Source organism: Methylobacterium oryzisoli (assembly GCF_046557895.1).
Taxonomy (GTDB): domain Bacteria; phylum Pseudomonadota; class Alphaproteobacteria; order Rhizobiales; family Beijerinckiaceae; genus Methylobacterium; species Methylobacterium oryzisoli.
The window spans coordinates 73,922-94,741 of the sequence record NZ_JBKIBX010000015.1 but is presented as its reverse complement, the minus strand read 5'-3'; the positions used below and the strand labels follow the sequence as shown (position 1 = coordinate 94,741).

Here is a 20,820-nt window from a genome sequence, read left to right as displayed (position 1 = left end):
GGAGGCAGTCCTGACCTCGATCTGCACCTTGGCCCAGTCGCGCCGTCGTCGCCTCCGACACCGCCGTGTGGCGGCACTCGAGCCTGCCCATCGTGCCGACCCCGTGGTTCCTGATCGGCGGTCCTGACGGACACTTCGCGCCTGAGGCGCTGCTATGTACCGAGCTCACCCGCGACCCGACTCGCATCGCGCAGCTACGGCCGGATCTTCGACGAAGCCGCGAAGCGGTCGCACGCGAGGGAGAGCTAAGCCCCCTGCCCTATCGCTTCTGCGCCTTACGCTTGTCCTCGATCAGATCAGCGTCATCGAGCCGATAGCCAGCGTTCTGAAGCGCCTTGGCGACCAGATACTGCTTCGTGACGCGTTGCTCGGCCGCGCGAATTGCCAGCTCGCGATCGAGAATTTTCGACACCTCGATCCGAAGGGGACGCCAGCGGTACCTTCAGGCGTTCCGGAATGGCAACCGGCGCCTCAGGCTTGGGCACAGCGGCCTGTACAGCGGCCAGTGCCGGATGCCGATCATTCTCTTTCGCGTTAGCAATCTGACCAGCTTACCGCGAAGGCTGTGTGCTGACAGAAGCCTTCCGCGGCCGTCGTGCACAGGCATTTCCGTTCGGTTTGGTGAGCCGGCAATGCGCAGCACCCATTACCTCCCTTTCTCCTTCTTGGATGCTTCGTAGAGCTGCCTGAGCTGAGCTGCTAGTTAAGAACCGAACTCGCCCACATCGCTCGACGACAGCGATAGGCCGAAATTGCTTCCAGACCTACGGAAGCGGGCTTGAGTCCCCTCCCCACTCCAGCATTCCGGCTCCATCGGTTTGCGGACTGGTTTCCGGCCGGACTTCACTTGGGCGAACAGACGCGTGAACCTTTCAAGTCTCTCCTTGCTCAGGAACGCGTCCGACCCGTTGAGCTCCGCTGCGAACGCAGCTTTCGAAGGATTTGCGAGCAGCCTCTTGAGCTCTTCCCAGCGGTTACGAGCAATCGTGCGAGCGGCCTCGACGGCCTCGACGACCGAAAGAGAAATCCTATCCATTACGAAAAGCATGCGCGAGAGCAGCGTATCGTTGATGGTGAGCGCCGCTTTGCGAAAATATGAAGCTCCGCGTGGTACATGTGGATCTGTCATGTATTCAGAGGCATAAGTTCCGCTCATCCGGGGCGCATTTGTTGCCGGCGCATCAACGCCATGATCATCGGCCCGGTCGAGAATTCGCCCATTTGAGCCCGGGCGGTCAGGGTACGCAGGTATCCGCCCGGGCTTTTGATTTCCTCGACACGCCGCAGGATCGCCGCGATCGTCACTGAGGCTTCGACGTCGCCCATCGCTCCCCTCGCCTCTTCCCAGGCGCTCGGGCTGATCCCGAGCATGCTCCGCACTATCCCGGCTGTCGCGACGAGGTCATGCCACCCCTTGATGCCGTGCCGGTCGTACATCGCGATATCGGGGCATGCCTTCAGGATCGACCCCAAGGCGAAGCGCATCGGCTTCTGCCCAGGCACCCGTTCGGGAGCCGGTTCAAGACTCACAGATGGGTCTGGTTTTGAATTCTGATAGTGCCGCACGCTGTGGCTGTCAGTGCCGTTTATATCCACAGCATCAGCGTGGGTTTCCAACAGCTTGCCCACCGCGACTGCCAAGGCCTGAAGATCGGCCGCGAGCGGTTCCAACATCGCGGCGGTGGCCGATCTGGGCAGGCGATGGCAGAGGTCGGCAAACCTCGATCGGATCGTCGGCCAGTCCGCTCCAATCCCAGCCTCGGCGCTGGCCATCAGCATCTTGCCGATGTCGCGCCGCAAGATCGTCACGCGCTCGCGCGCCATAGCGGCCTGCCGACGTTCGTGCCGGACATCCTCGGCCATGCGCTCCAGTTCGGCCGCCTTTGCCACCAGCGGCGTCAGGTCGAAGCCGAAGGCAGCCTCGATAGCACTCTCCCCTCCCCTGCGGATGTATCGTTTGCCGTTCGGGCTATCACGACGGATGATCAGGCCAGCCGACACCAGCGCCTGCAACTGACGTCGTAGCGTGGGACAAGGTTGTCGGCTTGGCCTCCTCCTTGCCCCTCAACCCCATGCAACCCAGCACAGCTTCCGATCGGACGAGCCCCGCTCTAGACCTAAAGCTAGCTGCCGATCAATCTCATGTTGAAAATGCTGGCTGCTGGCAGAGCGATTGCGCTCCTATAGTCTTCAAGAATGTATACCTTAGCTCTGTCGACAATTATGCTTGAGATCAATCCCGAGATATGATCTGAAGCCTTGTCACACGACCTCGCCGACTAGGGTTTCGCGCCGGCGGTAGTGGCGGCCGCATGTCGGCAACTGCGACGCGAGAGGGTGTTTGCGCTTGAGATTGCCGAGTTCCTGCAGGCGTACGTGGCAGTTCAGAACCTCGCGAGCCGACTACTCGACGCCCGCGCCACGATCGAGCACGCGCTCCGAAATGCAGAGCGAGAGGCTGGCGAACTCCCGTAGCCCGTCTCTGCTGACCAAACCAGCCGTCTTCCTGCAAGGAAGTTTTCAATGCAGTGGGAGCAGCGCAAGAAGCCGGTGCCTGCCAAGCAGGAGCTATCGAAGTCGGCACCCGCGAGGGAATCGGACCTGTCGCGCACCTACGACCGGATGTTCAACGACGCCGCGAAACCATCGGCGAGGGTGTGCTAAGCCCCCTGCCCTATCGCTTCTTCGCCTTGCGCTTGTCCTCGACCAGATCGGCGTCATCGAGCCGGTAGCCGGCGGCCTGAAGTGCCTTGGCGACGAGGTATTGTTTCGTGACCCGCTGCTCGGCGGCGCGGATCGCCAGCTCGCGGTCCAGATATTCCGGCACCTCGATCCGCAGGGACGCCAGCGGCACCTTCGAACGCTCCAGCACCGCGACCTGGGCTTCAGCCTTCGTAGCAGGTGCAGGCGGCGGGCTGGGCTCGACCGGCGTCAGGCTGGTCTGGGCACCCCACTCGGTCCCGATTTTGCGGCTGTTCTCGGTGACGGCCGCATCATCGACCGCCACCGGACGAATGGCCTTGAGGTCGACGCGCTTACGCGGCGCCAGATCCTCAGTGATGGAAGGAAGGGTCGCCTTAGTCATGCTGCCTCCGCCATGCGCTCAAGCTTGCCGAGCAGTTCGGCCGTGATCGCCGCGACGTTCGCGGACGCCGCCGACTTCTCATCCATCTGCCGGGGCACCCTGCCCGTGACGTGCATCTCGCGGAAGGCCGACAGTTCGCGCTGCTGGGTGGTGAACACCGGTAGGCCGGTCTGCTCGATGCTCTCGCGGACGTGCTTCGCCGAGCGCGACTCGTACCCAGGCAGGACGCGGGTCCAGATCAGCGAGCGGGCGATCTTCACACGGCTCAGGTCCTCGGCGTCGGCAATCTGCTCCATCGTCTTCACGGCATCCTTCACGTCCGGAAGGCTGGCCTGACACGGGACGATGACGAAGTTGCTGCGCTGAAGCGCCTTGAGCGCGAGCGTCGAGGATCCGCCAGGTAGGTCGACGATCACGATGTCGGCGTCGGCCTCTGCCTGGCGCGTCGCGGACAGCACGTTCTGCTCCACGACGGCCGGGATCACGGTCAGGTTCGGGATATCGGCCTTGGCGCCGAAGGCCGAGGCGTGCTGGTTGAGGTCGCAGTCGAGCAGCGCGACCTTGTACCCGTCGAGGGCGAGATCCGCGGCGATCAGGATCGACAGGGTCGTCTTGCCGACCCCGCCTTTTGCCGAGGCAGTCGAGAGAACCGCAGCCATGCTGACATACCTCCATGCGCCGACCTGTGAAGGCGGCAGCCTGTAAGCCCATCAATCTGAGCGAATGCCGTTTACAGTGGGTTAACACTCCGCCACCTCGGCGCATGGCGAAGCGGCAGGGATTACGCATCGGCGGATGGCGGCCTCGCCATCCGTACATCTCGGCAACCCGTGAAGTTCGCATCACGCCGGGACCGGCAGATGCCATTTCCTCCTCACCGGCTCAAGCCGGAAATCCGGCATGGCTTCATGCCTGGAACGCGACTTCGAAGGGTTGCCATCCCGACAGTTGGCAGGACCGACTGATCGGCGAGTGGCCAAACGCTAGCATCGGCAAGCGCCCTCCCCTGCTCCTTCACATCCCGGAACACGTCGGTATCGGATCACGCCGTCATGGCGTCCAGCCGATCATACGTCATCGGCACTCGGCCGGATGCCGTTATCGGCACTCTCTGGCTTAGCGACCTGAATCCATGGGCACCTTGGATCATGCCACTATCGCCATCTGCCGTTAAGCCGACCAGGACGCATGTGAGTGTCGCTTCATCGGAGGACACCAGGATGTCGGCATCAGCATCAGTGCATATGACGTCCTGTGAGAACATCCATCTCGTAATCTGGCAAGACACCGGTGTTGCGACCTACCGTCTTCGCTTCTTCGACACACTCCGTTGCGCCCATACCTCAGCCTGTCAGCAAGGCAATCCTGCAGCATGGCGAGATTGAGGCATGGCAGCGCCTGCGCTTCGCCATCTAGGAAACTTGCAGCCTGATTGAGCGCCGATGTTGCCTTGAAACCATACCGCGGCTTGCCGATCCCAGCATCATCCGGCTTGGATGGGAGGATTGTTTCCGACCTGTCCTTCCGTCTAAGCCGGCACGAGCCGAGGTGTGAAGGCCGCCATGCCGACAGGACGCGGGATGTGAAAGCGTGGGCTTGCCAGTCCTCCCGTATCGGCGTGACGGAAGCTTCCGAAGCGGCCAGACGCCGAGATGGCGGCCTGACGGGGTGGCAGCTTGTGGGCATGGCCTTCCGCCCATCCTGCGGCAAGGAGGTCCAGCCATTCTGCCGGATGCCGGGATCGCGATCACGGAGTCTTTATAGGCTTGCGCATATCAGCTTGCCGGCCATACGGCTTGCCGTTCATGTCACATGCTGACCCGCGGTTCTTCCGGCATCGGAACTTGTACAAATTGCCTTGATCCGGAATGTGCCGCTCGGCTCGGTATGGCAGGACGCGGCTCGGCGCGCCACAGGCATATCCACGGGGATCATGCGACCACCGCCGGAACGAGAGGGGAGGGGGCCTTATTATGAGAGATTCGGGGACTAGCACGACAGCCGCTTCAGGGCAGGGGAGGGCGGTTCAACTATGAGGAGTTCGGGATCGGGCCGAACCGGAAAAGCCCCCTCGCAAGCCGTTGTCACCACAGTGGTTTTCGCGCCCCGATTCCTTCATAGTTCGGTTTCTGTGAGGAATTCGGGGAACTATCTGTGAAGCGGTACGGCAACCGCTTTCATTTTTTCGGGGCCAGGCGTAGCTTGCGTCATGGCCGAGAAACAGCTCACCCTGACCTTTGATTTGAAGCCGCGCGCGGGCGAGGCGATCAAGCCTGCCGAGTTGATTCAAATCACCGGGCACCACGAGCTGACCCTCAATGCTCGGCGGGCGATCACCATCCTTTGGCACTCTGCCCACATGCAGGGGATCAAGGAGGGCAGGGATTACACCGTCGAGATCGACGACTTGAAGCCCGACGGCCACAAGGGGTTCGAGATGGTCGAAGAGGCGGTCGAGGCGCTGATGCGGGCGCTGATCGTCATCAAATTGCCCGACGGCAAAACCCGCCGTGTCCAGTTCCTCGGCGGTAACGACATGGACGATCCAGACCGTCCGGCCGGCGTCATGACCTACAGCTTCGACAAGCGACTGATCGACCTTCTCCAGAAATCGACCATCTGGGGCAAGATCGCGATCCCTGTCCTGATGTCGTTTACGTCGAAATACGCGATCAGCCTATATGAGAACGTCGCCCAGCTGGTTAACCTGGATTACAAGCACAGCCATAAATACACGCTTGAAGAATTCCGCGAGATGCTGGGTGTTCCGCCGGAGAAATACAAGACCTTTGGGGAGCTGAACAAGCACGTCATCAAGCCTGCGGTGGACGAGATCAATGCTTTGGCGCCGTTCGGAATGACTCTTCAGCCGCTGAAGCAGGGCAAGAGAGTCACCGAGATTACGATCGGCTGGTGGCAGAAGGACGACGAGGCGCTGAAGGCTGCTTGGGAAGAGATCCAGCGCAGTAGGGCAGGGAGGCGGTCGCGAATCATGACGATCGAGCATGCTCCCCCGGTAGCCTCACCGAACCGGCTGGCACGGAAGGCTCGGAAGCGTCCAACCCCGAAAACCTCATAGTTGGATTCGGGTATTCAACATCTTCAAAAGATTCAAGATTCTCGATCGGATTTCTGTTAACCATCAGTGGCTTGCAGTACAAAGTGTGAGAGATCCGGGGGCTCCGCTGAGGGGTTCGGGGCGAAGAGCCCGTTTGCGATGAGGCCTTCGGGGCATACTGTGAGGATTCCGGGTCGCTTTTATGAGGGATTCGGGGATTGCGTAGGCGACGAAAGCGGAAGGTGGCCTTGAGCCTGTCTGTAGCAGGCCGCTGTAGCACAGTTGGCTCAGCGTATCGGTTTGAGGAGGCTCAGCTCCGAGACCAACCGCCTTCCTTGGAAGCTGGTGCCCATGATCGGACTTCGGCCGTGAAAAGAGCAAATCCGCTAATCGGAGCAATCAAACTCGATTTTGCAGTGTCGCGAGCTCGAAGGCGGCACCGCGCTGCGTCCTGAGCCGCTCGCCGTAGCGGGCTGGTATAGCGGGCGTCTTTCAGGAGCCTGCCTGCATGACCTCGAGCAGCTCGAACCCGGCCGCGAATATGTCCTGCGTCGCCCCGACTCGGGTCGAGTGTCCGGACGGGGATCGGGACAGCTTGATGCCGGCAGGTGTAGCGATCTCACGGTGGGGCCGGTAGACTTCGGTATCTGCAATCGCTTTGTCACGCTCGGCCAGCGAGGTCTCGACCTCCCACTCCGTCCACCCATGATAGGAGCGAGTTCCCGAAATGTCATAGGCCAAATAACACTGGACACCCAGCACGTCGGCGACGGCGGAGTACAGCAAGGAGCTTTGATCCGCTCAAGGCTGCCACGTTGAGCGAATTTTGCGTCTCGCTCCTGGTACCCTGAGTCATAGCAGTTCGCGCGTTTCCAAAGATATGACGACTAAAGCGTCGCCGTGTTGAATTATCGGACAGCTTGTACTCGCCCAACGTGAAAAGCTTATCTGTATCAAGCGGGAAGGGTCGAGCAGAGCTAATGGCCAAAGATCACTTCTCCAGTTCCCCTCCTCAGCGCGCTGTCATGACGCGCCCGCCTCCTGATGCAGCTCGCCTCCACGCATCAAGCGCCGAGCGATGTCGGCCGTCTGCAACGCCGCTCGTTGCGTCGGTGAATGGGCTGCAAGATACCGGGCAACCGCAACGAGGATGTGTCGACCCGCATCGGTGTCGCCCCACACCATGAACTGACGGACCCCGGCCTCCAGCATCTGATAGGCATGGAAACCTGCATCTTCGCGCAGTACGGCACGTGCGAGCGTGGCGATCAAAGCCTCTGACGAGTGGCCGAGTGTGAGATGCCGGGCCACGAGCCTCGCCGCCTCATCGACCTGTTGCTGCCGGTTGAAGGCATCGAGCAAAGCGGCGCGGATGGTCTCCTCGTCGGTGGGCAGGTCGTCAAGTGGTTCATCACCGTCGCCTGGGATGCGGGTCGGTTGCACGTTGAGATAGCGGGTCAGGTACAGGGCCATCGCTCCGTGCAAAATGCTGCGCACGGCCGTGACGCGACCATTGGGGCTGGTAGTCCCGATCCGCTTGAGCAGCTGGTGGACGGCGCTGGCGTAGGTGAAGACGTGGTGCGCCGCCTCCCAGTCGGCGTGTTCATTCGTGTTGCCGAAGCGCGCGACCCTGAGCGCTGCTCCGTATGCCAGCGACTGGCCCAAGTCAGCCGGGGAGGCGCCTGCGCGGATCGCCGCCTTGAGCGTGTCCATGATCTCGACGGGATCGTCGCCGAGCAACTCTCGGGCTAGCGTAACGTGGTCCGACCAGCTTTCGGCCCGATGGGCAGCAAGCAGGTCTGGCAATTGCCCGGCGATTTCATCACAGAGAGCAACCAGATCAATGGGCTGGCGCCAGGTGGTCGACTCCTCGGCACCGCGGGCCTCCGCCATCTGACCGACCACGGTCGGCAGCACCGCTGTCGCGTGCTCCCAGCCGATCAGGTCGAGGCATTCGAACGCCTTGTTGGTAAAGTCGAGCGAGTGTCCGCTGTCAGCGAACGCCCGCTCTGTCTCAGCCGCGAGAAGCAAATCGGCGAGTACGGGAGGAGCGAGCTCGGCCGTGATTGCCGTGAGCATGGTGCGCTCGGCCGCTTCGCGATGACGAACGGCGATCCAACGCCCCAGCCAGCGCTTGAGCACAGCCGCGTCAGGTCGGCCTCCAAGCGCCGCCCGTTCCCGCCGTGGTACCGCGCCGTCGCAGTCCGCCGCCACGTGGCGTCCGCCATGGAACAAGGCGAGGTATACTTCCTCCTCCGGCAGCACGGGCAGGAGATTGGCGAGGGCCGTGAGGATCGTGAGACCCACACCCCAGCCGTCGCGGTTGCGCGCGCCGAACAGCGCGACTTGCCGCACGATGTCGGCCCGCGGCACCTCGGCCGCGAGCTGACCTTGCACAGCCTTAGCGATGACGAGGCTGAGGTCATGGGCCAGGCCGTCGGCCAGACGCTGCTCCCAGTGGTGTGCCGGGTCGGCATGGGTGAACTCGGTCTTCACCCAGACCTCTCCGCCACGCACCTCGACCGGGCAGACCGGCACATCGTCCGCCCAAAGGTCGAAGGCGCAGCCGCTTTCGAGCGCGAAGCGAGCGTGGTGCCAATGACAGGTCAGGATGCCATCTTCGACGCTGCCCCGGTCGAGCGGGAAGCCCATGTGAGGGCACCGATTGTCGAGGGCGACGACGCGTCCTCGGTCGTAGATCACGAGGATCGGACGATGGTGACCGTGCATCACGATCCGCCCCTTCGCCCTCAGCTCCTCCAGACTCCCCGCGCGCGAGAATTCCGTGTTCGGCGCCTGCATGAGCTTGCCTCCCGCAGCTGCGCTGGTGTTCTGAAGCAGACGAACGTAGCAACCATCCACACTCGCGATGCGCTTGGGCTACGCCTCAGTCAAGGCAGCCTGCTAAAGCAAGGTCTCGCCGGCGCGGTGCTTGGAATGTGAGGTGGTGTAGTCTCCGGGACGCATCATCGCGGGAGCTGAGCTGCAGCTACAGGAGGGGAGGGGGCTTGCGTACCTTAGGCCGCTACCGTGGCCCTCCACCGAGCGTGCAGCCTGCACATCGAAGGCAAGAGCTACACCAGCGCCTTCGCAAAGCTGACAGCTGCTCACGCTTTCATCCATACGACGTGGATCCGTTTGAACAGCAAGGAGGCCGGGCAGCAGCCTGCCAACTCCGCTGGAGTGCGCCGGGATCGGATCAACGGGGTTCAGGCGACGGAAGCGCGACAGCTCCTATCCGAGCTTGAACTGCAGCATGACGACCTGGCTGGGTCCCGCGAAGGCGACGTCGAAGCCGAGCTCCGCTTCGTGGAGGAGGCTGGGGAGAAAGGGCGTCGCGCGCAGGCCCTTCGCCGTGAACACTCGCTCGATTTCGCGGGTCACGCCGTAGCCGTAGGAGAACTCAGAGAGGTGTTCGTGAAGGTTGATCATGCGGCCGCGGCGGCATTGGCCCGGGCGGCGAGATCGGCGCACCGATCCATCAGCGTATCGAACGGCTCGCCCTCGTCGAGCAGCAGGCCATCTTCGATCATGCCCCGGTAGTCTTCCGCAAGCGCCTCACGCGCGCCGTCCTGGGGAGCGAGCACAAGGTGACCTTGGACGGCCGCCTTATAGTCGATGGTCGCACCGGCGTTGTCGCGCTCGACGAAGAACATCGCCTTGTGGGCGGCGACCGCCTGCGCGATCGGTAGGTCCGCGATCGCCGCCGCTGCAATGCCGGCATCGTCAAGGCGTGCGAGGTCATACCAGTGTCGCGCGAAACGCCGACCGCGCAGCTTGCCCTGCCGGCAGTAGACGTGTGCCGCGGTGGCCTTTTCCCAGAAGGTCCGTTCCGCCCGCATGACGCGCGCCGTCGCTTGCGGGAAGACGAGGCCCTCGACCATCTCGGCGGCGTCGCAATCGATGTCGAAAGGTGCGCAGGGCTCCCCGGTCGAGCGCGCTCCGAACTCCAGCATCACCGCCGGGCGGACATAGCCGGTGCCGGCCGCAGTTGCGTCATAGGCGACGAAGATCTTCTCGCCGACCGCTACGGCTTCGGCTGGAACGCCCGTCTCGCGGAGGCGGGTTGTGACGACCGGCAAGGCCTGCTCGGTGACCCATTGCGGCAGTCGTTTCCGGATTTCGCTGGTCCAGCGCTTCTCGGCGCTGCGGGTCGTCGGAAGGGCATCTTCGGCGTCGGCGACGAGGTCGGGTGCGATCGCACGAATGTCGTAGGTGAGATCGACGTCTTCCGAGAAGCGACGAATGGCGCGGTAGGCTTTGGATAAGGACGTGCCGCCCTTGAAGACGAGCTGGTCGCCTAAAGGCGACGCGAAGAGCGCGCCGAGCGACCAGACGACCCAGACGTCCTTTTCGAGTAGGTGCGCCGGGCGGCCCGACCGCGACGCAGCAAATTCCAGCGCTTCGCGCCGGTCCTCGGCCGAGAGCTGAAGGAAGGCGTCAGCCATGAGCGACCTGGCTCACGGGCTCGGCGAGCCAGGTCGGCAGACGTGCGCCGACGTTCGTCAGCGCCTCCCATTCGCTGGCGGGAAGCGTCCGCTTGAGGCGAAGCGTGCCTTCCCGCGCCTTGGTTGGGCCGAGCCACGCCAAGGCGCGCACCGCCTGGCCGGCAAGCCGGTGGGGCAGGACGAGTTGCCAAGGGGGCGCGTGCTTGAGCTCGACCCGCTGGCTGCCGACCTGCAGGGTGCGACTTGGCCCGGAGGTTAGGAAGACCGTGCGAACGGGCACCTGGGTCGTCAGGCCAAGCGCATTCGCAGCGGCGGCGCCGCTTGGGGCGATCGTCTCGCCACGCTGGGTGGCCACGGCCTCGACTACCTTTTCGACCAAGGGTGCGCGGACGCCGAACCGGCCCTTAATGGGCAAGACGTAGAGGCCGCGGCCAGCACGCAGCAGCTGGCTACGTCGCGCCAACCGCGACAAAGCCTGATCGACGGCCGCCCGGGAACCCAGGTGCAGAAGCGCCTTAGCGCCCAGGGTTGACCCCTCCGGGAGCCGGCGGGCTTCCTCCATGATCTGAGTCGCTAGACGCATCATCGATCACCTCTGTCAGAAACATAGCATCGTTTCTGACATTTCGCAAGCAAAGGGCTGCGCGGAATAGCCCGGCCATCCATCAGCCGTTGGAAGAGCCGCAGCGTAGCCACGGCGGCGCTTGACAACGATTGGCGGCCTCGTCATCTTCACTGAACTCAGTGAGGAAACGCGAGTGAAGCTGTCGATCATCGACTTGGCGGACGGTCAGAAGGTGCTCAGCGGGGTGCAGGCTGGCCGTCAGCTCTTGGGAAAGCTGGTCGCTGCGGCGCGACCACCAGCCGATCCGGAGCCCGCTTACCTGGACTTCAACGGAGTGGAGGTCGCCACCGCATCCTTCCTGCGTGAGGGCGTAATCGCCTTTCGTGATCATGCTCGATCAACCCTGCCGGCGCTCTATCCAGTGATCGCCAACGCGTCTCCGGCGGTGACCGAGGAGCTGGAGTTTTTCCTGCGACATCGGCGGGACGCTTTGTGGGCCTGCCAGCTGACGCCGTCAGGCGAGGCGCGCGAACCCAAAATCCTCGGCGAACTCGACGAGGCTCACCAGTCCACCTTCGATCTCGTCGCCCGCCTCAAGAGCGCGAGCGCGCCAGGGCTCGCAGCGCAGAGCAAAGAGGGGCTCGCGCCAACGGCCTGGAACAACCGCCTGTCCAGTCTCGCCGCTCGCGGCCTGCTGATCGAGCGTCGGTCGGGAAAGACCAAGACCTTCGCCCCCGTGTTGGAGATCTCCTGATGGGTATCGATTTCATCCGCAACGCCAGCGGCAAGCCCTATAACAAGCGGTGGGCGAAGGGCCTCGATCGCACCAAGTCGCCGACCTTGATGGACGTCAGCCTGTCGGAGGAAGGCCGGACCCTCACAGCCAAGCTGGCCGCAAAGGGAGCGGCGCGTCAGGGCGGAACGGTTCTGGTGCAGTCGAAGGGCCCCGAGTTGGTCGTCCTCGACGGGCTGCGCCAGGTGGCCAGCATAGCCAACCCTCCGGCGAGCGTGCGAGCCGCGATCGAGGCTCGGCAGGGCATGGCCCCGGCCGTGGTCGAGCGAGTCGGCGTCCTCGGCGCCACGGCGGAGATCAAGCTCAAGTGACCCGTCACGCCCCGCAGGAACCCACACGTCGATTCGAGCCGTCATACCGGCTCCGTGACGATGCCGCTTTCTATGCGCCGTCGCTCGGTTGCGGCGGTTGTCCCGACTTCGAGACCTGCGGGGGCCTCCACACCGACGCGGGCGTGTTCGACTGCAACGACTTCTGCTCGTGTGGCGACCCCGCACTGTGCGACGCTGTCTGCCGCAACAAGCCCGATACCTTCTTCGAGCGTTATCTTGAGATCGGCGGCTTCGATCTGGAGTCGACACCGCGGGTGGCTGCCCTCGTATCACCGGGTTTGCCGCCAATCGTCCCGCTGATCGGCCACAAATACAGTCGTCAGGCGGTGCTGAACGAGCCTGTGGTTGCCGTTCCGCTCTACGAGCTTTTTCATATGGGCTCCGGCCAACCGTTGGTGCGCACGCGCGCGGAGCTTGCCGCGCGCTTCCGCATTTCAGAGGGGGCGGTCGTAATCGCCTCGGGCGTCGACCGCGACATCAAGCTCGAAGCCTGGTGGGCGTTCGCCGATCGAAACTTGATCTATGCGACGCTGCGAGACCTCGGGATCGCGCTGGTCACCGTTCCCAACTTCAGCCTGTTCCTCAATGTGCCGCGCCCCGACAATCTGCACAGCATAAAGCGCATCGCACTCGGCTGGGCCGAGCTGATGGCGGCCGGCATTCCCTCAGCGCTACATCTCAACGCCCGTACCGACCGTGATTATGCGCGTTGGGCGCGCTTCGTCCGCGAGCGCTCGGAGGTCGAGATCGTCGCCTTCGAGTTCGGGACGGGCGCCGGCGCGCCCAATCGCATTGACTGGCATGTCGACCGCCTCTGCCGCCTGGCCGACGGGACGGGTCGTCCTTTGACCCTCGTGGTGCGCGGGGGCGGTCAGGTTCTCCAGCGCCTGAGGCGGCATTTCGCGCAGGTCGTGCTCATCGAAACCGACGCCTTCGCGCGCACCCTCAAGCGTCGTCGCGCCGAGTTGACCGAAGCGGGCCGCCTGCGCTGGCCGCGGATCTCGACCCCCAAGGGCGCGCCGATCGACGAGCTGCTCGCCCACAATTTCGTCACCAAGCGCGCGGCGCTGCTGCTGACCGACTTTGCGCCGCCGGGGCAATCAGAGCGTTCGGCTCGGCACGCTCGCCGGCCGGCACAGCACGCTGACCGTGAGACCGGGCAGGGCAGCTTTCTGACGCAGCTGGACGCGACCCTGCAGGCTCGGGCTGTGCCCGCGGACCTCCAGCGCGTGGTCGTCGCTGCGGAATCGTAGGTCGCCGTCGTGATTGGCCAGCGCGCGGAACATCTGTCCCATGCCAAAGCCGCAGCCGCTATCGCGGCCGAAGCGGGACTCGCCATTGGCTACCGCGACCGACAAGGCTGCGCCGGCATCCTCGATGCGCTGATAGTCAGGATGGGAACGAAGGCTGGTGAGCACGCCGATACCGCAGTCGCTTACCACGACCTCGAACGTGCCTTGCCGTGCGGCGAAGGCGACAAGCCCGGTCATCGACGCGTCGCTGTGGCGGAAGACGTTGTCCTGCAGTTCGCCCAAGGCTCCGACGATCTCGGCCGCGATCCGCGCTGGGAAGCCGGCGGCGAGCGCCGCCTGGTCGGCGCGGCTTGCCCAAAGCCGCCAAAGATCGGTCCGCTCGCCGTCTGCGCCCAGCCTTCGCAAAGGGAAGACGCCTGCGCGCGCGCCCTTGTCGGTTCCGCTGGCGACGTCACACTCAAGCGCGGCCTCGATGGTGGCGACAAACGGGGCTTCGAGCGTCACCGTGGCGAAGGCGTCTCGATAGCGTTGCCGACCCCGCACCAACTCGATCAAGGGCCCGATCAGCCCCGCCCGCTGAACGCGCAACGGACCGAGATCGGCCAGCTCACCGGCGGCGGCCGAGAACAACAGTTCGTCGGCGGCGTCAAAGTCGCCCACCAGCGTCTGCTCAGGTCCTTCAACGCCCTGTTCCATCGCCCCCCGAACCGGCCGTGGCGGGCACCAGCGAACCATGAGGTGCGCCGAGCTCACGGTCCGGAACCACCCTCATAGCAGATCGGCCGACCGCGTTCGCCACTGTCTGAGCGAGCTGTCTCAAGCCAAACGGGCAGCCCGGTGCGCTGCTTCATTGTGGATGTCTTATGTACCTTGAACGACTTCTGTTGACGAACTTCCGGTGTTTCGGGCCGCAGACCACGGCAATCGACATAACTCCGGGCCTGACCGCCTTGGTTGGCGTCAATGGCTCCGGCAAGACAGCGGTGATGCAGGCGCTGCTGCGGCTGTTCGGCGTGACGCCGGATCACCGGCGCGTCCGCCGCCAGGATTTTCATGTTCCAAGCAACGAGGCGGCCCCGCCCGCCGAGCGTGAGTTCATCGTCGAGGCGATCCTGTCCTTTCCCGAGCTCGACGGCGTGGCTGGCCACGCGGCCGTCCCCGAGTTCTTCCACCAGATGGCGTGTGAGCAGGATGGCCGGCTGAAATGCCGGCTGCGGCTCGAAGGCCGCTGGACGGACGACGGCTCGCTCGAGGGTGTGATCGAGCTGAAGTATCATGCAATTCGCGCGCTCGGTCCCTTTGAGGACAGCGATCGATCGGACCTGCGGCCGACCGACCGCGCCCGCATTCAGATGATCTATGTGCCCGCCAGCCGCGACGGCACCTCGCAGGTCACCGCGTTCCTGCGTGGCCGCCTCTGGCGTGCGATAACCTGGTCGCAGTCTATGAAGGACGTGTTTCTCGACGCTGGCGGGCGCCTGAACGGCGCCTTCGGCGGCGAGGCGGCCGTCGATCTCGTTTCCAAGGCCGTCGAGCGGCGCTGGCAGCAGGTGCACAGCGCCGGCACCGACACCAAGCCGGTCTTTCGTCTGGTCGATCTCCGCTTTCAGGAGTTCATCCACAAGGTCGAGGTGGTGTTCCATCCCGATGAGGAAGGGCGCGATCGCAGCCTCGAGGATCTGAGCGACGGTCAGCGTTCCCTCTTCCACCTCGCCATGACCGCGGCGGCCCTCGACGTAGAGGGGCGCATTGCCAACGGCTCGGCCGGGGCGGCGTTCCAGGCTGGCGGCGTGCCGCTTCCGGCGTTGACGCTGATCGCCGTCGAAGAGCCTGAGAACAACCTCGCGCCCTTCTACCTGTCGCGGATCGTGCGTCAGATCGAGGAGCTGACCGCAACGGGGCGTGCGCAGGCCTTCGTCTCGAGCCATTCCGCCAGCATCCTCGCGCGTGTGGACCCCAAGCAGGTCCGGCACTTCCGCCTCGAACTGGCCGACCGTACGGCTCGGGTAAAAGGCATTCGCCTGCCTGCAGATGACGAGGACGCCGCGAAGTTTGTCCGCGAGGCGGTCCGGACCTATCCCGAGCTCTACTTCGCGCGTTTCGTCATCCTCGGCGAAGGCGCCTCTGAAGAGGTGGTGCTGCCTCGCTTGGCCGAGGCGCTCGACTTTCCGATTGATCGGTCCTTCGTGGCTATGGTGCCGCTCGGCGGCCGTCACGTGAATCATCTCTGGCGGCTGCTGAGCGATCTCGCCATTCCCTATGCGACGCTGCTCGACCTCGATTGGGGCCGCGCCGGCGGGGGGTGGGGGCGGATCAAGACGACCTGCGAGCAACTGGTGGCCGTCGGACGGTCGTCCATGGAGATCTTCGGCGCCGATCTCGGCGCAGCCGAGATCGAAGCGCGCTGGACGGCGCTCGGCGCTGGCGATCCGCGCGACACCGCTGGTCTGCAGGCATGGATGAATGCGCTACGCGGATTCGGCGTTTTCTTCTCCGCGCCGCTCGATCTCGACTATTCTATGCTGACAGCCTTCATGGCCGCTTATCAGCGACTCGAGCCCGGCATGCGCGGGCCACGCCCCGGGGACGCTCGCGCTGCGGTGCTCGGCGATGAAGGCAGGCCCGAGCTCTACGATGCGACCTTCGATGCCGCACTCCTCTGGTATCGCTATCTCTTCCTTGGCCGCGGCAAGCCCAGCACGCATGTGCGCGTTCTGGCGCGGCTCGATACGGAAGCTCTGAAGGCCAGGATTCCGGAAGAGCTCAGAGCGCTGCTCAACTATGTGCTCGCGGCGCTTGCAATCGTCCCAGCGGAAGGGGCGTGCTGATCCATGCCGCTCGTCGCACCCGACGCTTGGCGGCCACGTGGCATCGCCGATCTTGAACCCAACGCGTGGCAGGTGCTCCGCCGGCAGGGGAATACTTGTGTGGTCGCTGGGCCTGGGGCCGGCAAGACCGAGTTCCTGGCCCAGCGCGCCGCCTACCTGCTCGAGACTGGTGCGTGCCCTGCGCCTCATCTCGTGCTGGCCATCTCCTTCAAGACCGACGCCGCCGAGAACCTTGCGGCGCGCGTGCGCGAGCGCTGCGCGCGTGAGCAGGCCGACCGCTTCATATCGCTGACGTTCGACGCCTTCACCAAGAGCCTTGTGGATCGCTTCCTGCCCGCCATTCCCGCGGACTGGCGCCCGACCAAACCCTACGACATTGGCTTTCCCAAGCGCCGCAATGTTGAAGACTTCCTGACCCGCGCGCGCCTGGCCGCGCCGCAGCCCTGGCAGGCGGAGATCGCCGCGTTCGGCCCAGCCGACTTCGAGGCCAAGGTCATCGGCGGCTTTCGCTTGCCGTTCCAGGCCATGACGCCGACCACAGCGACGGAGTTCGCGATCGAACGCTGGTGGGGCGAGCTCCTGAAGCGGCCGGGGCGCTCCTTTCTCACGTTCATCATGCTCAATCGCTTGGCGGAGCTATTGCTACGGGCTCGTCCGCAGATCGGCCGCGCCTTGCACGCGACCTACCCCTTCGTCTTCGTCGACGAGTTTCAAGACACGACCCACGCGCAGTATGATTTTCTGCTGTCAGCATTTGGTGATCCGCGTATCACGGTCACCGCCGTTGGCGACGAGAAACAGCGCATCATGGTTTGGGCCGGCGCGCAGACCGACGCTTTCGAGCGGTTCCAACGAGACCTTGCTGCCGAACGCGTGCCGCTTCTCTTCAACTTCCGATCTTCTCCCGACCTTGTCCGCATTCAGCACGTTGTCGCGCAGGCGCTCGATGCTGGTGCGATTGAGACAGTAGCGCAGTCGGCTCGCCAGGTTGACGGCGCCGTCGCTCAGGTCTGGACCTCTCCAACCGCTGCCGGCGAAGCCCAGCATGTGGCGCGATGGCTGGCTCAGGACATGGGGGCGCGCGGAACGCGGCCCCGCGACTATGCGATCCTCGTGCGCCAGACGGCGGATCGGTTCGAGGAGCAACTCGCACCAGCCTTGGCCGCTGCCGATCTTGGGCTTCGCAATGAAAGCCGCACGCTGGGCCGAACGACACTCCAGGATCTGCTGGTCGATGCCTACGCCGAGATCGCGCTGGCCCTGCTGCGCTTGGGCGCTGTGCGACGAGCCCCAGCCGCCTGGCAGATCGCTTCGGAAGCCGTGCTTCGCCTGCGCGACGCCGATCCTGACGATGAGTTGAGTTGTCTCCGTGCGGAGGAAGCGCTGACCGCCTTTCTGCAATCGCTGCGCGCGATCATGACGGCGACGCCGCCATCGACCGTCTCGGCGGCCGCGCTCGCTCACCGAGTGCTTGCTTTTGTCGACCCACGCGCACTCGCCCGATCTTCTCCTGAATACGCAACAGGCGATGCGCTCGCTATCGCGATTGAGGCATTTGGCCTGCACCTCGCCGCGAGCGCCGATGGCGCCGCCGAATGGACGACCTGCCTCGATCGCTTCACCGGCGTCGATCAGGTGCCGCTGATGACCGTACATAAGAGCAAGGGATTGGAGTACGACACCATCGTCTTCGTCGGGCTCGACGATGCAATGTGGTGGAGTCATAGCAGAGGCAATCCAGAGGGCATCGCCACATTCTTCGTGGCACTCTCACGCGCCAAGCAGCGGGCGATCTTCACCTTCTGTCGCGAACGGGGCCAGCGGACGCGTGTCGCCGACCTGTACGCGCTGCTTACTGCAGCAGGGGTGCCGGAGGTGGCCTGTTGACCCCCGGCGATAACGCGCTCGCGCTCCGCATCGCCGAGGTGCTTAAAGAGCGCTGCACTCATGAGACTCTGGCCGGAGCGGCCGAAGACGCCGGCTTCAGCCTCGGCGAGGCGATCTCCAAACGGGATCGCGTGCTTGCCGGTCTCGCAGTAACTGACCGCAAGACGCTCGGCGCCATCGCTCAGCGCATAGGCCGACGCTATTCCGACTTCGCTCTTGAAGAGACGGGTTACCTCGTTCTGGAGGAAGGAGAGCCGCCGATCAGCGAGATCACGCGGCGCGATATCGCGAAGGCCTTTGGTCATGATCTCGCCGGCGAAAGCGCGATCGACGAGGTGCTGAAGCCGCTCTGGCCCATTGACAGCATGAGAGACGGCTTCTTTTCGACCAGATCGCTCGCGCAGCAGATCGTGCAGCACATGGTACTGAACCCGACCGATTGGGATGCCGAACATCTGTTTGGTCAATTGGGGGCCTTCACCTGCTCGCGATCTCGATTCGCAAGACTACTCAAATCCGTGATGCACCCTCTGGCGGGACGGGGCGACGACGCTCAGCGTTTGGCAAACGCTCTGAACGAGATCTTGCGGCGAGACGGCTATAAGCTCGAAAGCGCAGGGGAGGAGTCGGGCTATCCGGTTTATGAACTCTCCCGCCTTCATCGCGGGGTCGTGGGTGTCCCGAAGAACCTGATTTTCGCGTCGACTGGACCGAAACCTGAGCTAGGCTTCGCCTACGCCGTCAATAACGACGTGGTCATCCTTTCGGGCGCCGAGCACTGCCTCATCTACGATCGCCAAATCCGGAAGGATGGACTCCTCTGGTCAGAGCTAGTCGCATGGTGGGGCGCACAGCACCCAGGTGAGCAAGATGCAGCTAAATCGCTTGGGCGTCGCTTGCGAGCGTCACTGTCGTCTTTGGCCGAGCAGGGTCTTTTCGACGCCTATTTTCGGCGGTATCGACCGCTGCTTCAGGCGGCTCTCCCGGCCCTGGTTCCGCAGGTCTACTTGCACTACGATCCAGCGATTGTGCGAACTCTGAAGCGCCGAAGATCCTTTCCACGACAGCGGATGGATTTTCTGCTCCTACTCCCGAGTAGCACGCGAGTGGTGATCGAGGTCGACGGTCAGCATCATTTCAGCCGCGACGACAAACCGTCACTGGCTGTTTACGCAGATATGGTGTCCGCTGATCGCGATCTGCGCCTGGCCGGCTACGAGGTTTTTCGCTTCGGAGCGAATGAGTTGGTAGGGCCCGCCTCGCATGCGCTCATCACACGCTTCTTCGACCAGCTGTTCAAACTACATGAGATTGGCAGTCGTGCTCAGAGCCGGCTGCATACGCCATGCGGGACTCCAAGCTGATGGGGCAAGTCACTCAGGTCTTCCAGCCACCGCTCTACTGGCAGCAGTTCGAGGATCTCACCCAGTCGATTGTCGAGATGGTCTACGGCGTGCCGACGGCAGACAAGATCGGCCGTCCCGGACAAGCTCAGGACGGTGTCGACGTCTATGCCTCAAGGAGCCGCGTCGGCGCCGTCGGCGTCCAGTGCAAGCGCTTGGATGACCTCGATGAGAATAATCACCCGCTCCCGGGCGGCCCGATCAGCCGCAAGCTGCTCCGATCGGAGGCGAGCAAAGCGATGGAGTTTCAGCCAGCACTGGACGTCTGGGTGCTGGCGACGACCGCGAAACGCGACGCTGCAGCACAGCGCCAAGCTCGGCTCCTCGACGAAGAACAGCGCTCCATTGGTCGCTTCCAAGTTTTGCTCTGGTTCTGGGACGACTACGTCACTTGGCTGAACGCCTTCTCCGATCTCCAGAAAAGATACTACGACCAAATCATCGGCATCCGAAGCGCGCGCGATCAGGATCGCCTCATCATCGAAACGATCGCAACGGCGTTCCATCGTCCGGCATTTACCGATCCGTTGGGGCAGGAGCACTTCGACGATCTGCTGCAAGCTTTGAAAGACACACAGGCGGCGCTGCGCACTGGCGAGCTTGTGGATCGGCAAAGCCGACATGTGATCCGCAAGGCTGTTGGTGGATGGCGTTACTTGGAAGAGCCTGCATGGAAAGCGGGCCTAAGAGACCTCGACGGCGAGCTCACGGCACTGCGAGGGTTGCTTGTCGAGGGGATCAAGGACGGTCGCCTCGCGCAACGACACGGCTACCTCGACATCAGTGACCTTTCTTTAGCTCGCGAGCTCGATCGACGACGTCATGGATGTCTCACGAGATTGAACGACCTGTTAGTCCGTGCCGCGCTGCCGCCGCTATAAAGCTCACTGTACTAGGCCAGGCCTCGTCCGGAAGAGCGGAGTGTCGCGGTTTCATACCGGGGACCTTGCTGTGCTTTCCGCGCGTACGTTGGAGGAGTAGTAGGACGGTATCTTCCTAGATGATGTAACGGGCGCGCCGACCACCTGACCGCTTGAGGTTGGGTGGTCGGCGCGCCCGTTACATCATCTAGCTGCCGGCACTGTCTCGATATCAGTGGTCAGGACGATTTACGCTTGGCCGTAGGCGGTGGGTCAGTTCAATGGGTCACGTTGACACGCCACACANT

Annotated in this window: 17 protein-coding genes and 1 pseudogene; 8 read left to right on the top strand and 10 right to left on the bottom strand. The window is 63.7% G+C overall.

Annotated features, from left to right (window positions below; translation table 11 throughout):
* Positions 1–259: 259 nt before the first annotated feature.
* From ACKUB9_RS16530 to ACKUB9_RS16510, 5 genes and pseudogenes are all read right to left on the bottom strand, one after another.
* Complete coding sequence (locus ACKUB9_RS16530; RefSeq protein ID WP_407523763.1) at positions 260–412, bottom strand: hypothetical protein; 153 nt, start codon at positions 410–412, stop codon at positions 260–262.
* A gap of 291 nt (positions 413–703) precedes the next feature.
* On the bottom strand, positions 704–1,156 hold the full coding sequence (locus ACKUB9_RS16525; protein ID WP_407523761.1) for a hypothetical protein: 453 nt from the start codon (positions 1,154–1,156) through the stop codon (positions 704–706).
* Positions 1,153–2,025, bottom strand: a pseudogene (gene repC, locus ACKUB9_RS16520) (plasmid replication protein RepC); the annotation flags it as partial. The pseudogene repC and the gene ACKUB9_RS16525, both read right to left, overlap by 4 nt.
* 649 nt (positions 2,026–2,674) lie before the next feature.
* Positions 2,675–3,085 carry a hypothetical protein gene (locus ACKUB9_RS16515; protein ID WP_407523759.1) on the bottom strand — a complete coding sequence of 137 codons (411 nt, stop codon included), beginning with the start codon at positions 3,083–3,085 and terminating at the stop codon, positions 2,675–2,677.
* A complete protein-coding gene (locus ACKUB9_RS16510) occupies positions 3,082–3,744 on the bottom strand; it encodes an AAA family ATPase (protein ID WP_407523757.1) in 663 nt (220 codons plus the stop codon). Before ACKUB9_RS16510 ends, ACKUB9_RS16515 begins: the two co-directional genes overlap by 4 nt.
* A gap of 1,550 nt (positions 3,745–5,294) precedes the next feature.
* Here ACKUB9_RS16510 and ACKUB9_RS16505 point away from each other — a divergent pair.
* Positions 5,295–6,164 carry a replication initiation protein gene (locus ACKUB9_RS16505; protein ID WP_407523755.1) on the top strand — a complete coding sequence of 290 codons (870 nt, stop codon included), beginning with the start codon at positions 5,295–5,297 and terminating at the stop codon, positions 6,162–6,164.
* Positions 6,165–6,635: 471 nt separating this feature from the next.
* Here ACKUB9_RS16505 and ACKUB9_RS16500 read toward each other — a convergent pair whose 3' ends face one another.
* The 5 genes from ACKUB9_RS16500 to ACKUB9_RS16480 all read right to left on the bottom strand — a co-directional run bounded on the left by ACKUB9_RS16500 (position 6,636) and on the right by ACKUB9_RS16480 (position 11,177).
* Positions 6,636–6,929 carry a site-specific integrase gene (locus ACKUB9_RS16500; protein ID WP_407523753.1) on the bottom strand — a complete coding sequence of 98 codons (294 nt, stop codon included), beginning with the start codon at positions 6,927–6,929 and terminating at the stop codon, positions 6,636–6,638.
* Between the two features lie 237 nt (positions 6,930–7,166).
* Positions 7,167–8,945, bottom strand: a complete 1,779-nt coding sequence (locus tag ACKUB9_RS16495; protein WP_407523751.1) for a Rieske (2Fe-2S) protein — start codon at positions 8,943–8,945, stop codon at positions 7,167–7,169.
* 432 nt (positions 8,946–9,377) lie between these two features.
* Positions 9,378–9,575 carry a hypothetical protein gene (locus ACKUB9_RS16490; RefSeq protein WP_407523749.1) on the bottom strand — a complete coding sequence of 66 codons (198 nt, stop codon included), beginning with the start codon at positions 9,573–9,575 and terminating at the stop codon, positions 9,378–9,380.
* The gene (locus tag ACKUB9_RS16485) at positions 9,572–10,591 is read right to left on the bottom strand and encodes a nucleotidyl transferase AbiEii/AbiGii toxin family protein (protein WP_407523747.1); all 1,020 of its coding nucleotides are present in this window, start codon (positions 10,589–10,591) and stop codon (positions 9,572–9,574) included. The genes ACKUB9_RS16490 and ACKUB9_RS16485 overlap by 4 nt, the downstream gene beginning before the upstream one ends.
* On the bottom strand, positions 10,584–11,177 hold the full coding sequence (locus tag ACKUB9_RS16480) for a DUF6088 family protein (RefSeq protein ID WP_407523745.1): 594 nt from the start codon (positions 11,175–11,177) through the stop codon (positions 10,584–10,586). The genes ACKUB9_RS16485 and ACKUB9_RS16480 overlap by 8 nt, the downstream gene beginning before the upstream one ends.
* A gap of 172 nt (positions 11,178–11,349) precedes the next feature.
* Between ACKUB9_RS16480 and ACKUB9_RS16475 the strand changes: the two genes are divergently transcribed.
* The 7 genes from ACKUB9_RS16475 to ACKUB9_RS16445 all read left to right on the top strand — a co-directional run bounded on the left by ACKUB9_RS16475 (position 11,350) and on the right by ACKUB9_RS16445 (position 20,533).
* Positions 11,350–11,910, top strand: coding sequence for a hypothetical protein (locus tag ACKUB9_RS16475; protein WP_407523743.1), 561 nt, complete (start codon positions 11,350–11,352; stop codon positions 11,908–11,910).
* Complete coding sequence (locus ACKUB9_RS16470; RefSeq protein WP_407523741.1) at positions 11,910–12,260, top strand: hypothetical protein; 351 nt, start codon at positions 11,910–11,912, stop codon at positions 12,258–12,260. Before ACKUB9_RS16475 ends, ACKUB9_RS16470 begins: the two co-directional genes overlap by 1 nt.
* Complete coding sequence (locus ACKUB9_RS16465; RefSeq protein ID WP_407523739.1) at positions 12,257–13,534, top strand: hypothetical protein; 1,278 nt, start codon at positions 12,257–12,259, stop codon at positions 13,532–13,534. Before ACKUB9_RS16470 ends, ACKUB9_RS16465 begins: the two co-directional genes overlap by 4 nt.
* A gap of 863 nt (positions 13,535–14,397) precedes the next feature.
* Positions 14,398–16,362 (top strand): ATP-dependent nuclease, encoded by a 1,965-nt coding sequence (locus tag ACKUB9_RS16460; protein WP_407523737.1) that lies wholly within the window; start codon positions 14,398–14,400, stop codon positions 16,360–16,362.
* Between the two features lie 3 nt (positions 16,363–16,365).
* Entirely contained in the window at positions 16,366–18,249 is a 1,884-nt protein-coding gene (locus tag ACKUB9_RS16455) for a UvrD-helicase domain-containing protein (protein WP_407523735.1), read from the top strand.
* Positions 18,246–19,613 (top strand): AbiJ-related protein, encoded by a 1,368-nt coding sequence (locus ACKUB9_RS16450; RefSeq protein WP_407523733.1) that lies wholly within the window; start codon positions 18,246–18,248, stop codon positions 19,611–19,613. The genes ACKUB9_RS16455 and ACKUB9_RS16450 overlap by 4 nt, the downstream gene beginning before the upstream one ends.
* The gene (locus tag ACKUB9_RS16445; RefSeq protein ID WP_407523731.1) at positions 19,595–20,533 is read left to right on the top strand and encodes a hypothetical protein; all 939 of its coding nucleotides are present in this window, start codon (positions 19,595–19,597) and stop codon (positions 20,531–20,533) included. Before ACKUB9_RS16450 ends, ACKUB9_RS16445 begins: the two co-directional genes overlap by 19 nt.
* Positions 20,534–20,820 lie beyond the last annotated feature (287 nt).